Source organism: Streptomyces sp. CBMA156 (assembly GCF_014596515.1).
GTDB lineage: Bacteria > Actinomycetota > Actinomycetes > Streptomycetales > Streptomycetaceae > Kitasatospora.
Genome location: NZ_MSJQ01000396.1, coordinates 24,452 through 37,262, shown reverse-complemented (window position 1 = coordinate 37,262; position 12,811 = coordinate 24,452). Strand labels below are relative to the sequence as shown.

The window sequence follows — 12,811 nt, the reverse complement described above, 5'->3', positions numbered from 1 at the left end:
GGACTCGGGCCGAGGCGGGGCGGGGCGGGGCGGGGCGACCGGCGATCCGTGATCAAGGTACCTTGACCGGTCATGACGGCCTTTCGTGTTGGTGTGATGTTCGACCGCTCCTGGGACCCGGCCGGGCTGCCCGCCTTCGCGCGGGAGGCCGAGGCCCTGGGGGCGGACGACCTGTGGGTCGTCGAGGACCTGGGATGGAACGGTGGGATCTCGGCTGCCGCGGTGGCCCTCGCGGCGACTGGGCGGATGCGCGTCGGCCTCGGGATCGCACCCGCGCCCCTGCGTAGTCCCGCGCTGCTGGCGATGGAGGTGGCCACCCTGGCCAGGGTCTTCCCCGGCCGGCTGGTGGCCGGGATCGGCCACGGTGTGCGGGAGTGGATGCGTCAGGCCGGTGTGGCCCCGCGGTCGCCGCTGTCGTTGCTGGAGGAGGCCCTCACCGCGGTGCGCGGTCTGCTGCGCGGCGAACGCGTCACCATGGACGGGCGTGAACTGAGAATCGACGGGGTGGAGTTGGTCCACCCGCCGGCCGAGGACGCGGTTCCTCCGGTGATCGCGGGGGTCGTCTCGCCCAAGTCCCTGGAGCTGGCCGGCCGGGCCGCGCAGGGCACGCTCGTGGCCGAGGGCCACGGACCGGAGGACCTGCGTGCGGTCCGCGCCGCCGCGGAGCGCGGTGGCGCGGGCGTGGACCACACGATCACCGTCTTCACGTTCCTGGGCGTGGGGGACGCCGCGGCCCCGGCCCTGCGGGACGCCGTCGCCGGGCACGCGCAGTGGCTGGGGCGCGACGAGTCCGCGACGTTCGCGGCCGGCGGAACGGCGGCCGCGGCCGTGGCGGCGCTCCATGCGCTCGGGGAGGCGGGCGCGCAGACGGTGGTGCTGCGGATCTGCGGCCCGGAACCCCTCGTGCAGCTGCGTGCGGTGATGCGGGCACTCGGCAGGGGCGAGGACGTGCGGCACGGCCGGCTGCACGACTCCACCGCCGCGCCCTCACCCGTCGGGCGCCGATCCGCCGGATGATCACGGTGCCGGCGTCCGCCGGCCACCGACCGGATCCTCGACGGTTCGCGACCGGTGGGCCCGCCGGCCCCGCGGATCCCTCAGCCCCGGGGTCCGGCCGTCCGCTGATCGGTGCGGGCGGCCGGCATCCGCGCCAGCACGGCCAGGCTGAGGCCGAAGATGAGCACGCCCAGCGGGACGTGGACCGACGGGACGTGCGCGACGCCCAGGACGACCTGCGCCGACGCGAGCACCAGGAAGCCGGAGGCGTACAGGATCGGGCGGGGCGATCCGCCGCCAGGCCGCCAGGCCAGGACGGCGGCGAGCAGGTACAGCATCGCGGCGCCGTACATCACCCGGGCGCCGACGCTGTGCAGCGTCTCGCCGTAGGAGGTGGAGAGCAGCAGGCCGGCCGTGACCGCCTGGAAGAAGACCGCCGCGGTCTGGAGCGCGACGCAGACCCGCAGGTAACCACGGGTGCGCTGCTCCACCACCGCCTTCGACGACGCCTCCGGCGCTGCCCCTGCCGTGTTCTGGATGGCCATGGTGTGCCGTCCCCCTCTTCTGCCTCGCGGCGGTCGGTCGGTAGTGTCCCGCTGATCCGACGACGCAGGCCCGCGAAGTGTGAGGCGGGGTTCCGTACCGAGCCGATGTCACACACCGGCGGGCCGGGCGGCCGGAGTGGCGACGGACGAGCAGAACCAGGGAGCAGCACCGACCATGGGCACCGAACCGGACCTGAGCGTGATCGTCGGCGAGCGGCGGCAGCTGATCAACCTCGCGTACCGGCTGCTCGGTTCGCTGGCCGAGGCCGAGGACGCGGTGCAGGAGGCGTACGCCCGCTGGTACGCGATGTCGCGGCGGCAGCGGGAGGCCGTGGCCTCGCCGGGCGCCTGGCTGACCACGGTGGCCACCCGGGTCTGTCTGGACCTGCTCGGCTCGGCACGGGCCAGGCGGGAGCGCTACGTCGGCGAGTGGATCCCCGAGCCGCTGCCCGACCGCGCCGAGTGGATCGGCGGCTCGGCCGGCGGCGGACCGGCCGATCCCGCGGACTGGGTCACCCTGGACGAGTCGGTGAGCATGGCCTTCCTGGTGGTCCTGGAGGCAATGACCCCGGCCGAGCGGGTGGCATTCGTCCTCCACGACGTCTTCCGCTATCCCTTCCCCGAGGTCGCCGCGATCGTCGGCCGCACCCCGGCGGCCTGCCGCCAGCTGGCCACCTCGGCTCGCCGCCGGATCGGCGCCGCGCCGGCCCCGACGACGCCGGCGGGCGAACAGGTCACTCTGGTGCGGCACTTCAAGGAGGCCTGGGAGGCCAGGGACATCGCGGCCCTGGTCGGCCTGCTCGCCCCCGACGCCACGATGACCACCGACGGCGGCGGCGTGGCGGGCGCGGCCCTGCGCCCGGTGGTGGGCGGCGAGCCGATCGCCCGGTACCTGGTCCACTTCGCCGAGAAGGCCCCCGGGCTGGCGCTCCTCGAACGGTCCGTCAACGGCGGCCCCGGCCTGGTCGCCCAGCACACCGGCGTCACCGCGACGGTGGCGGCGTTCGCCCTGGCGGACGGCCGGATCACCCGCATCTGGGCGGTCCGCAACCCGGACAAGCTGCGCCCGTGGACGGCGAGCGCCCCGCAGAGCGGCTGACACCCCCGCACCGACGCGTCTACAGCTCCTCCACCGCCTCCACCCCCGGGCACTCCCGCGCCAGCTCCCGGAAGAACCGCTCCCCGTCGATCACCGCCTCCGGCGGGTGCACCCCCGCCGGCCCCACCGTGCCGTCCAGCAGCTGCGCCAGGCCCAGTCCCGCCGGGACGCCCGTCGCCTCCGCCATGTCGGCCAGCAGCGCGTCCGCCCCACCGAGGTGGGCGAGGACCACCGCAGGGCGGCCGTCGCGGGTGCCGGTGGCGGTGGCGAAGAACGGCGGGAGGGTGCCGGGGCCGCGGAAGCGGGGGGCGCGGGCGGCGGCGCGCAGGGTGCGGCGCAGGGAGGGGTGGTCGAGGTCGGCGGCGGCGCTCTCGTTGGTGAGCCGGCCGTCGTCGAGGTCCTCGCGCAGCACGTCCAGGTAGGCGGCCGTGCCGGCCTTGACCACCATCAGGTTGGCCGCGGCGCCGGCGGGCCGCAGGGTGCGGCGCAGGGTGACCGGCTCCGGGTGGCCGACGGTGTAGGCGGTGCCGCGGCGGCCGCCGGGCAGGTCGAGGGTGACCGGGCGCAGCGGGGGCCGCCGGACGAACCGGCCGCTCTCCACCACCGCGACGGTGCCGCTGATCTGCTGCATCACTCGTACTCCAGAGTGGGAAGGCCGCTGAACAGCGACGGATCCGGATTCGCGAGCCTGCCTGGGAGAGGCATGGGAAAAGGCGGCATCCACAGCTCGGCCCCCATCACTTCCTTCTCCCACACTCCCTGGAGATACCCAACTATCCGCGCCTCCATCACGGGTGTCACCTCGCTGTAGGTGCCCTCCACTCCCGGCAGTTCATGGCCCATCCGCTCCTCAACTGCCACCCGTGGGATGTCGCCCGGCTCGTCCAGCTTCGCCTTGTGCCAGTGCCTCAGCCGGTAGATGGTCTCTCCAGCCATCTCCACGACGGCCGGCAGTGCTGGTCGGGCCCGCCGCTCGTACCGAGGCCGGGACGCCCGCTCCTCGGCGCCGTCCCGGATCGGGAGCCAGTAGGTCTTAGCGAAGTTCGCGCTTAGCAGCGGCTTGCCCTGCATCGACAGGAACATCCACGGCTGGTCGTGCGACGCCAGGAGGGCCTGGTGCATCTCGTGCAGGAACGGCGGGATGACGATCGTCCTCCAGCTGTCGTACTTCGGCGCAGCCAGCACTGCTCTCTTGTCGGCCCGATAGGTCTGGTACTGCACCCGGAGAGCGTGGAGGGACTCGTACCGCTGGAGGGCCTCCACGCGCAGCTCGGCGTCCGGCTCGGAGGCGGGCCAGTACGGCGAAGCGTAGCCGCGCTGCAGTCCAAACATCTCACCCGGCGGCCGCAGTCCGGTGAAGGCGATGGTCCAGATGTAGGTCCACCCAGCGAATCCCCAGACGTAGTAGGCGTTCTGGGCCGCCTGGTGCACGGATCGGGTGGACAGCTGCCGCTTGACTCGGCGCACCTGCTTCTTCTTGTACAGGCCTCGCCGCTTCTGCTCCACGATGGGCGACTCCTCGCGGTATTTGTACTTCACTACCGCATCGTCCATGATCATCTTGAATGTGCCCAGAACCGCCTTCGCATAGTTGTGCGAGTATTTGGCCTGCACGAATTCCCTGAACGCGTCGTACTGGATGGGCGTGATCGCGTCCACCCTGTTCTGCGCCCAATACGGGCGAATCACAGCCGACAGCCGGTATTTGTACGCCATCATGGAATTGCTGCGCAGACTGACCCCCGCGAACCAGAGGTCGCAGTAGTCTGCCATATTGATCGGGGCGGCGACCTTCTGGCCCCGACGGTTCCGCACGTCGGACTCCCGGTCGAGGCCAAAGGTGAACGCCTCATCCTCATGCGCGAACGGCATACCGTCCAGATTCTTGGACGCGGACCTGTACAGCTTCGTGGTCGTCGGCTTGCCGCCGTCGTCCAGCTTGTACTGCCCGGTCCACCACTTCACGCGGATGCTGTTCCCGCGGACTTCCGTGTACGGCATCTGTCATCTCCCACTTCGATGATCGGCGCGCAGGCGCCGGCAGACACTCCATTCGCTGATTCCTTCCGCCACCCGTCCTACCGTGAACGCCCGGTCAGGCATCCACGGCATGACAGACAATCACGGCCCTGGGCCTCCATGAGCTGCCTCACGCGCTTTCGAACCACGTGATCTCCGGAACTCCCGGACGGCAGGACGCACACCGTCTCTCTTTTACTTGAGTCGCGGTAAGGCCCAAAGATTATACGGGAATTGAAGCGAATCCTTTCCATTCCAACATATCGCCCAACCTCCGCAGCGCCTCCACGAACTGCTCACTAAAAGCGTCAAGCTCCCCGATCGATACGCTCGGCATCACCTTTCTCGCAGCATTGAACACAGCTACGCGGACGGCATACACACTTAGCCCGACCCCGGTCGATGCCGACTCGCCGCCAGCAGTGCCAACAAGGACTGGCTCGGCGCCTTCAGTCCCCGCAACACAGCCCCCGCAGCCCACCCGAGCGCCCGGTCGACCTTTGCGCAGGCCACCTCGCGAGCATCTACCCCCTCCTCAACTCGTCGCCCCATGCCCTTGGAGATACCTGCCGCCTCGATGACCGCGAAGCGCCAGGGGCAGAGCCCCAGTCGGTGCGCCGTGACACGTGACGCAAGTCGGGCGAGATCGCGAGTCCCCATACTGGCATCCTCACAGGGCCAGCTGTCGCCAGCTAGACCCATCCACGAGAAAGGCCGACTACTGATCAAAAGACCCCCGACAAGACCATCCAGATCCATTCAACTACACCAGACAGTCCACCAGATAGTCCACGAGAAGGCTATCTGGGTCTATACAATCGAGGCCGACTAAGGTTAGGTTGCTGGGGTGCACCAACCGTTGACCTGCAGGGTTGACGGGGGCGCGAGCCGCACGGAACGCGTATACAGCTGGCACCACAGGCGGGGATAGCCGCCTCCCTCACCTCGAAAGCGGCACTCGTAGATACATGAGCCCCACTACACATCACCCTCCGGGCAGCCCTCGGCACCACCGACGACCGCCTCGCGCCGCATCCGGACGAAGCACACCAGCCTGAAAGGACATGACGATGGCCACCAAAGCCTACGAGCTCTACGGAGTGCCCACTGCCCCCGAGGACCCCGCGCAGGAGTACATGACGGTCCAGGAGACCGCCTATGTCTTGAAGTGCTCCGTCTCGTGGCTGCGCCGCTTCCTCCGGGACCATTCCACGCTCTGCGGCCGGACCGGCCGCGGCGGCCGGATCATCACCAACTGCGAGCAGCGCGCCGCGATCCATGCCACGCGCTCGGCCGGCGACCCCCGCACGGGGCGGCCGATACCGCGCCGACGCAGTCCTCGCCGCGCGACTGTGAAAACACCCGTCGCCCCCTGATCAGACGAACACGCTACCTGCAGCGATGCGCCGTCGCTGGGCGACGAGGAGTTACTGACTCCGGCTCGTTACTCGGGTTGAACTGGCCTTATCGCAGGTGCTGACGGACCTTGATCCCTACGGTACGACATCGGTGTGCGGCAGCGCGTCGGGCCGGGCCCACTGCTGGCCGTTGTGGCCGCCGGACAGAACCGCCGTCGTGCCATCCGGGACGGCGGTGGTGAACACGAACTGCCGCACCCGGCGGCGCTTGTGGTCGGTGTAGTCGATGGTGCGCGCGAACTCCAGGTCTAGGCCCGTGAGGCCGGTCTCCTCGGCGAGCTCGCGGGCGGCGCCGGCCTCCACCGTTTCGTCATTCGTGCGGTCGCCACCCGGGTACTCCCACGAACCGGGTAGGTCGTCGTGGTCGGTCCGCCGGATCAACAGAACCCGGCCCGAACGGTCGCGTACCACGATGCCGACCCCGAAATGTTCGATTCCTTCGTGGCAAGCGGAAGCCGTCAGCACTTCGAAGTCATCATTCGTAGATCCTCTTATCCTGGAAGGTGAGCACAGCGCGGCCCAGCGTCGCAAGAAACCGTCACTGACTATGTTTTACATAGAAATTGACACTCAATCGGACACCGCGCCCAGGTCGCAGACCCTGCCGCTGTTCGAGTCGTCCGATCAAGCCCGGCGGTTCCCGGCGAGCCCGGGTCGAAGGCGGCCTTCTCGATTTCACGTGACTTCCGCTCTCCTGTGCCCCGGATCCGGCGGAAGGGCTTGAGGTCGGGTAGCCGGGTCACGTTACCGTGCCCCGGCTACCCGACCTCAGGCGGTACAGCGGGCGCCAGCCGATCACGGCTCCCCCGATCTGGGGCCGGTCGGGCGGTGGGAACAGGAAGAGGCTGGCGGCGTCGAGGCGGACCAGGCTGGTGTGCACCTGGCCGTCCGGGAGGAAGGCTCGGTCGCCGCGGTCCGGGACGCTGACGCCTTCCTCGATGACAGGCCGGCCGGTCGTCAGCGCTTTCAGGCGATGGTCGGTGTCACCGCCGCTCTGCTTCCGGGGTTCGTCAGACGACTGTGTCGGCCTGCCAGCCCGGCCAACTCGCCGCTGCTGTAGATATCGTGAGGGCTGGCGGGCGAATAGGGGCGCACGGGCGGGTGGCGTGGACGATCTGGCGGGCGGTACGGAACATCTCGACGCCGTGGGCGTCGTCGGGGAAGCGCTCGACGACGCGGTGGTGCACGTGCTGCCGGTAGGCGAGCGTGTTCAGTCCGGTGAAGACGGTCATGTCGAGCTGCTGCTGCGAGGCGAAGCATGCCAGAGCCTTCTGCTTGGCAGCCAGGAGTTCGGGAGTGCCGACGAAGAGCAGGTTGGGCTCGAAGTTCCGGCTGTAGAGGGAGCGGAAGTAGATCAGGTCGGAGGCTTCGCGCATCGCCACCGCCGTGACCTCCTCGCCGGTAGCGCCGTGGTCGAGGTGTTGGTCGTCGGGGAAGTGGGTGTAGACGATGTCGGGGCGTTCGACGGCGACGGTGTCGAACAGCGCCGCGTTGATGGCGCCGCGATGGTCGGTGAAGCGGGTGTCGGGGATGGCGGAGAACGTGTACCGGTCGATGCGCAGGATTTCCGCGGCGGCCAGGCACTCAGCTTGGCGCACCTCGCCGTCCTTCCCGGGGCGCCCGGCGCTCAGACAGTGGACGCGGACGCGGTCGCCGGCCTGGGCGTGGTCGAGCAGTCGCATGCCCATGGCGAGCTCGGCGTCGTCAGGGTGTGCGACGACGGCGAGGACGGACCGGCCGGGGCTGAGCTGGGTCGTGGTCACGGGGACTCCGGGAGGGTGGTGATCTGCAGGGCGCTGTGCAGTCGGCGGCCGTCGAGGCCCTGCCAGCGGAAGGGTTCATGTGCATCTTGGGGCCAGCGCAGGTAGTGGAGGCTGCCGACTGCGTCGACCTGGCCGCTGTGCCGGTGGGCGATCTTGGAGGTCTGGCCGCCGTCGAGGTGGAACACCGCTGCGGGGTCGTGGCCGGCATGCTCCACCAGCTCGGAGGTCTCCTGGACGGTGGCGCCCTGGAAGCCTGGGGCGAGGGGCGCACCGTCGAGGACGGTGATGGTCAGGTGCTGGCCGTCGAGGGTGAGCAAGGTGCGGGCGTAGCGGGCGTCGGGGCGGAAGGGGCTGGTGCCCAGGCTCTGGTCCCAGGCGGCGGTGTGTCCGGCGGCGGCGTCGGCGGCGGACGGGCCCAGCGACAGGCCGCTGTCGATGCCGGCGGTGGCGAGGGTGTCGAGAGCGGTGACGTGGACGGGCGCGCCGAGCGCGAGGTGGGCGGGCCAGGGCCGGTGGGTGCGCAGGATGTAGGCGCCGGTGAACAGGTCTGCGCCGCCGCCGGGGTGCAGCGCGGTGATCCGGGGGCCGGTGGGGGTATGAGTGACGGTGCAGTCGAGGGCTGCCGGGTCCCGGAGGGTGGTGTTGGCGGCCGGGTCGACGTCGCGCCGGAAGCCGGTGCGCGGGTCGTCGCGGTAGCGGATGCGGCAGTTGGCCGCGCCGAACACGTTGAGGTGGCCCGGCTGGTGACGATGCGGTTGGGGTTCCTTGGACCCGGTCCAGGTGTGCGGGTGGCCGGCGATGGTGACGCTGCCGGTGGCGGCCAGGGTGCGCAGCGTCGGGCGCCCCTGGTGGATGAGCAGGGCGGGTTTGGTGATCGTCGGCAGGCTGACGGCGCAGCGGTCGCCGACGGCGAGGTCGAGGCGGGGTTCGGCGGGCTGGTAGGCAGGGTCGTCGGAGATGTAGGAGAAGGCGCCGGAGGCCGCGGCGACGGCGGGGCCGGTGACGAGGTGGCGCAGGTGGAAGCCGGCGGGTGAGGAGACGGGCCGGCAGCTGGCGCGGCCGAGGTCGACGGTGAGGGTATAGGCGTTGGTGAAGCAGTCGGCGCTGAGGTCGATCGGCCGGGCGGTGAGGGTGACGCCCGGGGCGACGGTGCGGGTCCAGGCGAGGGTGGGGCGGGCGAACGGGCTCTGGTCTCGGGCCAGCGACGGGACGCCGGGGACGTGGATGCCGCGGGCGCTCAGTTCGGCGAGTGCTGCCAGGTCCGCCCGGTCACTGGCCGGGGCGAGGGGACGGTTCACGCTGTCACCTGCCGTGCGGTCTCCACCAGGTCGGGGACGGTGAACGGCCCGGCGTCCAGCAACAGGCGCAGCCGGTGGCGCATCCGGCCGGTCGTGGCAGGCGGGGCGGTAGGCGGGTAGGGGACGGTGCGTGCCTCCAGCCGGTAGAGCAGCACCCCGGCCGCCACGGCCGCGAGGAGGTCGTCGCTGCGCCAGGGCCTGACCGGGGTGTAGGCGTCGAGGAATGTGGTGGTGAGCGGCTGCAGGTGCTCGGGCCGGGTGAGGTGGTGCAGGACCAGGTGGGCGAGGAGGTAGCCGAGATCGAACAGCGGCGTGCCGGTGTGGACGTTGTCGAGGTCGACGAACGCGGTGCGCCCTGCGGCGAGGCTGATGTTCTTCGGGCTGGCGTCACCGAGGACGAGCTGGTGGCCGGGCAGGGCGTCCAGGCTCCGGCACACCTCGTCAAGGGTGCGGTGCCCGCTGGCGCGCAGGCAGTAGCCGTAGGCGTGCTCGGTGCGGAACAGGTCGTCGCCGTCGCCGTCGCGCAGCGGCGGAAGGTGGGCGGTGGCCAGGTGGATGCGGGCCAGGGCCGTGCCCAGGCGGGTGCACTGCTCGGTGGTGGCGGCGCGCTCGTCCAGATGCTCGCGCCAGGTGCGTCGGTCAGGGAAGATGTCGCTCATCACCATGGCGTGTGCCTGGGGCACGAACGCCAGGACCTGCGGGAACATGTCGGGCAGCAGACCGTGATAGATCGTCAGGGCACGATGCTCAAGGGCGATGAGTGCTGGGTCGGTGTCGATCGCGATCCGGGCGAACTGGCGGCCGCGGACCTTGGCGATCGCGCTGCCCGCCTCCCCGTGGACGCGGAAGACGTGGCTGACGTTCCCGCCGGTGCACGCCTCGATGTGGGTGAGGCGTCCGGCGTGGGGGCGGCACGCCTCAAGGACAGGGAACAGGTGCGGGCCGAGGACTCGGGCCAGGGCGGGCGCGGCGGGGACGGCGGGCGGGGCGGTCATCACGCGGCCCCCAGCGTGGCGAGGGCCTTGCCACCATGGCTCACCGGGGCGGAGGCGGGGTGAAAGTCGAGGACGACCGGGGGGCAGGGCTGCCCGCCGCCGGCCTCGCGGCGGGCCATCGAGAGGTAGGCGGCGGCCATCAGGCGGGCCGGGCGCCGGTGGTCGGCCAGGTCAGAGGCCATCTCGGCGCGCGGAATGCGGCCGGCGAGGTAGGAGAGGAAGTCGGTGACGGCGCAGGTGCGCGCCGAGCGCTGCGTCGGCAGCACCACCTCGCCTCTACTGTCCCAGGTGAGGTCGTCGAAGCCGAGCACACGGTGCCGCTCCCACCCCAGTCCCAGCCCGTCGTTGCGGAAGACGTGGAGCTCGATATGGTCGGCACCGCCCGCCGCCCGCCGGTCGACGCCGTCCCCATCAGCGTGGAGGGTCTGCAGGACGTGCAGGTGCAGCGCCTGGAACGGGCCCTGCTGGACCATGTGGCTCTCCTGCCCGATCCGGCCGTTGCCCTTGTACAGGCCGCCGAGTGCCGGGTGGAGGTCGCCGCGCTGGGAGAAGGTGGTGTGGGCGAGGCTGTGGCTGCCCAACGCCAGCGTTCGGCCGTGGCTGCGGTAGGCGACGTTCAGGAACATGTCGACCTCGCCGAAGCCGGCGAGGCGGTGCAGATCCTGCGCGGTGTAGGGGTTGCGGTCGGCGAACCCGGGCAGCAACCGCTCGTGGTCGGCGGCGGTGAGCTGGGCGAGGAAGTCGCTCGGTCGGGTGCACGCGGCGTGGACCTCGATCTCGTCGAGCTCCTTGCCGGGCCGCTCTGCGGCGGCCAGCCACCACGGCACGATGTCGAAGTGGTGGTAGCCGGAGTGCGCGGCTTTGCCGTAGCCGTCCCGGAAGCCGTGGTAGCCCAGGTCGACGAGTTCGTCCGGCAGCCGCCACTGGCCGTCGCCGTGGCTTGACTGGATGGAGGTGACCGGGCAGTTGGTCGCCTCGGCGACCTCGCCGATCAGCTCCCGCACCCTGCGAAACGCCGGGTGCCAGCGCCGCTGACTCAGCACGCTGACCACCATCCGCGGATCACGCTGCCGCCCCGCCCGGTACGCGTCCAACAGGGTGTCGAAGTCGTCGGCGATCGCCATCGCCGCCGCCGGATCGGTGGACGCTGCGGGGTGCACGGTCAGCGGCTTGTCGAGCAGCACTGGCAGGTTCCGCCCGATCGCCCACAGCGCGTACGGCAGGTGCACGGACGGTTCGGTCGCCACGACGACGGCCCCGATCCGCTCCTGCTCCACCACGGTCTCCAGCGCGCGCCGTACCGCGCCGGGCAGCTCGCGCCGCGAGGCGGGAAACGGCTCGACGGCAACAACCGGCATGCGCCGCGGCCGGTCGGGTGTGCCGTACTCGACCGCGGCGGCATTGTGGGACAGGTCGACGCCGGTGACCGTTCCTGCCAGGCCCGTGTCCTGGGCGGCGGCCAGCGCTGGCAGGTGGTTGAGGCGGGTGTGCGGTCCGACGCCGACGACCAGCACGTTCATGACGGCGTTCACCGGCCCACCGCCACCGCGCGGTCGGCGCCGAGCAGCGGCAGGACGCCCTCGCCGACCTCGTAGGCCTCCTCCAGGTGCGGGATCCCGGACAGGATGAACTCCTCGATCCCCAGCGCCGCGTATTCGGCGATCCGGTCGGCGACCTCCTGATGGGAGCCGACCAGCGCGGTGCCCGCGCCACCGCGCAGCAGCCCCACCCCGGCCCACACGTTCGGGTGCACCTCCAGGTCGGAGGTCCGCGCGCTGTGGCGGTAGGCGGTGCTCAGCCCGCTCTGGCGGGCCTGCCCGGTGGACTGGCTGCCGGCGAGCGTGGTCTGCACCCGGGCCACATGCTCGGGGTCGATCCCAGTCAGCAGGCGCTCGGCGGCGGCCCACGCCTGGGCGGCGGTGTCGCGGGCCACTGTGTGGAACCGGATCCCGAACCGCGGGACGCTGCGCCCCGCATGGGCGGCCAGCTCGCGGATGCGCTCCAGCCTGGCTGCGACGTCGGCGGGCGGCTCGCCCCAGGTGAGGTGGACGTCGGCGTGGCGGACCGCGACCGGCAGCGCCTCGTCGGAGGAGCCGCCGAAGTACACGCCCGGCATCGGGTCGGGCGGGGAGAAGACGGCGGCGCCGCGCACGTCGTAGTGCGCCCCGGAGTGGTCGAACGGCTCGGGACTCCAGGCGCCGCGCAGCACGGTCAGCCACTCATCGGTGCGCGCGTAGCGGGCGGCCTTGCCGAGGTGGTCGCCGAAGCGGGCCTGCTCGGCCGGATCGCCGCCGGTGACGATGTTCAGCAGCAGCCGGCCCCGGGACTGGCCCTGGAAGGTCGCGGCCATCTGTGCGGCCAGCGTCGGCGATATCGCGTCAGGGCGCAGCGCAACCAGGAACTTGAGGCGCTCAGTGGTCTGGGCGAGGGCGGCGCAGGTGATCCACGGGTCCTCGTTGAACGTGCCGGCGGGGGTGAGGATCGCGTCGAAGCCCAGGTGTTCGGCGGCTTGCGCGATCTGGGTGAGGTAGCGCAGGTCGGGGGCGCGGTGCCGGTCGGAGCCCGGGACTCTGCTGGTGGCCGTGTCGTGGCCGGGCCCGTGGGTGCCGCGCATCCCGGTGGTCAGGGTGCGGCCGTCGGCGCCGGTCGGCAGGAACCAGTGGAACTGCATGAGGGTG

At 71.3% G+C, this 12,811-nt stretch carries 12 protein-coding genes; 3 read left to right on the top strand and 9 right to left on the bottom strand.

What is annotated here, in order from left to right; all coding sequences use genetic code 11:
- Positions 1-72 precede the first annotated feature (72 nt).
- Positions 73-1,017, top strand: coding sequence for an LLM class flavin-dependent oxidoreductase (locus BU198_RS35245; RefSeq protein ID WP_188300888.1), 945 nt, complete (start codon positions 73-75; stop codon positions 1,015-1,017).
- An 80-nt stretch (positions 1,018-1,097) separates the two neighbouring features.
- Here BU198_RS35245 and BU198_RS35240 read toward each other — a convergent pair whose 3' ends face one another.
- Positions 1,098-1,541 (bottom strand): hypothetical protein, encoded by a 444-nt coding sequence (locus BU198_RS35240; protein ID WP_223245368.1) that lies wholly within the window; start codon positions 1,539-1,541, stop codon positions 1,098-1,100.
- Positions 1,542-1,716: 175 nt separating this feature from the next.
- Here BU198_RS35240 and sigJ point away from each other — a divergent pair, with 175 nt between their 5' ends.
- On the top strand, positions 1,717-2,640 hold the full coding sequence (sigJ, locus tag BU198_RS35235) for an RNA polymerase sigma factor SigJ (RefSeq protein ID WP_188300887.1): 924 nt from the start codon (positions 1,717-1,719) through the stop codon (positions 2,638-2,640).
- Between the two features lie 19 nt (positions 2,641-2,659).
- On the opposite strand, the gene BU198_RS35230 is transcribed toward sigJ, so the two are convergent.
- Both BU198_RS35230 and BU198_RS35225 read right to left on the bottom strand, forming a co-directional pair.
- A complete protein-coding gene (locus BU198_RS35230) occupies positions 2,660-3,271 on the bottom strand; it encodes a hypothetical protein (RefSeq protein WP_188300886.1) in 612 nt (203 codons plus the stop codon).
- Positions 3,271-4,641: an integrase gene (locus BU198_RS35225; RefSeq protein WP_188298134.1), complete on the bottom strand. Its 1,371-nt coding sequence runs from the start codon at positions 4,639-4,641 to the stop codon at positions 3,271-3,273. The genes BU198_RS35230 and BU198_RS35225 overlap by 1 nt, the downstream gene beginning before the upstream one ends.
- A 1,088-nt stretch (positions 4,642-5,729) precedes the next feature.
- Between BU198_RS35225 and BU198_RS35220 the strand changes: the two genes are divergently transcribed.
- A complete protein-coding gene (locus BU198_RS35220) occupies positions 5,730-6,035 on the top strand; it encodes a DNA-binding protein (protein WP_188298135.1) in 306 nt (101 codons plus the stop codon).
- A gap of 117 nt (positions 6,036-6,152) precedes the next feature.
- On the opposite strand, the gene BU198_RS35215 is transcribed toward BU198_RS35220, so the two are convergent.
- The 6 genes from BU198_RS35215 to BU198_RS35190 form a co-directional block, all read right to left on the bottom strand.
- The gene (locus tag BU198_RS35215) at positions 6,153-6,542 is read right to left on the bottom strand and encodes an NUDIX hydrolase (protein ID WP_188298136.1); all 390 of its coding nucleotides are present in this window, start codon (positions 6,540-6,542) and stop codon (positions 6,153-6,155) included.
- 545 nt (positions 6,543-7,087) lie between these two features.
- The gene (locus BU198_RS35210; RefSeq protein ID WP_317620203.1) at positions 7,088-7,840 is read right to left on the bottom strand and encodes a PIG-L family deacetylase; all 753 of its coding nucleotides are present in this window, start codon (positions 7,838-7,840) and stop codon (positions 7,088-7,090) included.
- A complete protein-coding gene (locus BU198_RS35205; protein WP_188298137.1) occupies positions 7,837-9,138 on the bottom strand; it encodes a hypothetical protein in 1,302 nt (433 codons plus the stop codon). The genes BU198_RS35210 and BU198_RS35205 overlap by 4 nt, the downstream gene beginning before the upstream one ends.
- Positions 9,135-10,133, bottom strand: coding sequence for a phosphotransferase (locus BU198_RS35200; protein ID WP_188298138.1), 999 nt, complete (start codon positions 10,131-10,133; stop codon positions 9,135-9,137). Before BU198_RS35200 ends, BU198_RS35205 begins: the two co-directional genes overlap by 4 nt.
- Entirely contained in the window at positions 10,133-11,665 is a 1,533-nt protein-coding gene (locus BU198_RS35195; protein ID WP_188298139.1) for a Gfo/Idh/MocA family oxidoreductase, read from the bottom strand. The genes BU198_RS35200 and BU198_RS35195 overlap by 1 nt, the downstream gene beginning before the upstream one ends.
- Positions 11,662-12,804, bottom strand: coding sequence for an LLM class flavin-dependent oxidoreductase (locus tag BU198_RS35190; protein ID WP_188298140.1), 1,143 nt, complete (start codon positions 12,802-12,804; stop codon positions 11,662-11,664). Before BU198_RS35190 ends, BU198_RS35195 begins: the two co-directional genes overlap by 4 nt.
- Between the last annotated feature and the right edge of the window lie 7 nt (positions 12,805-12,811).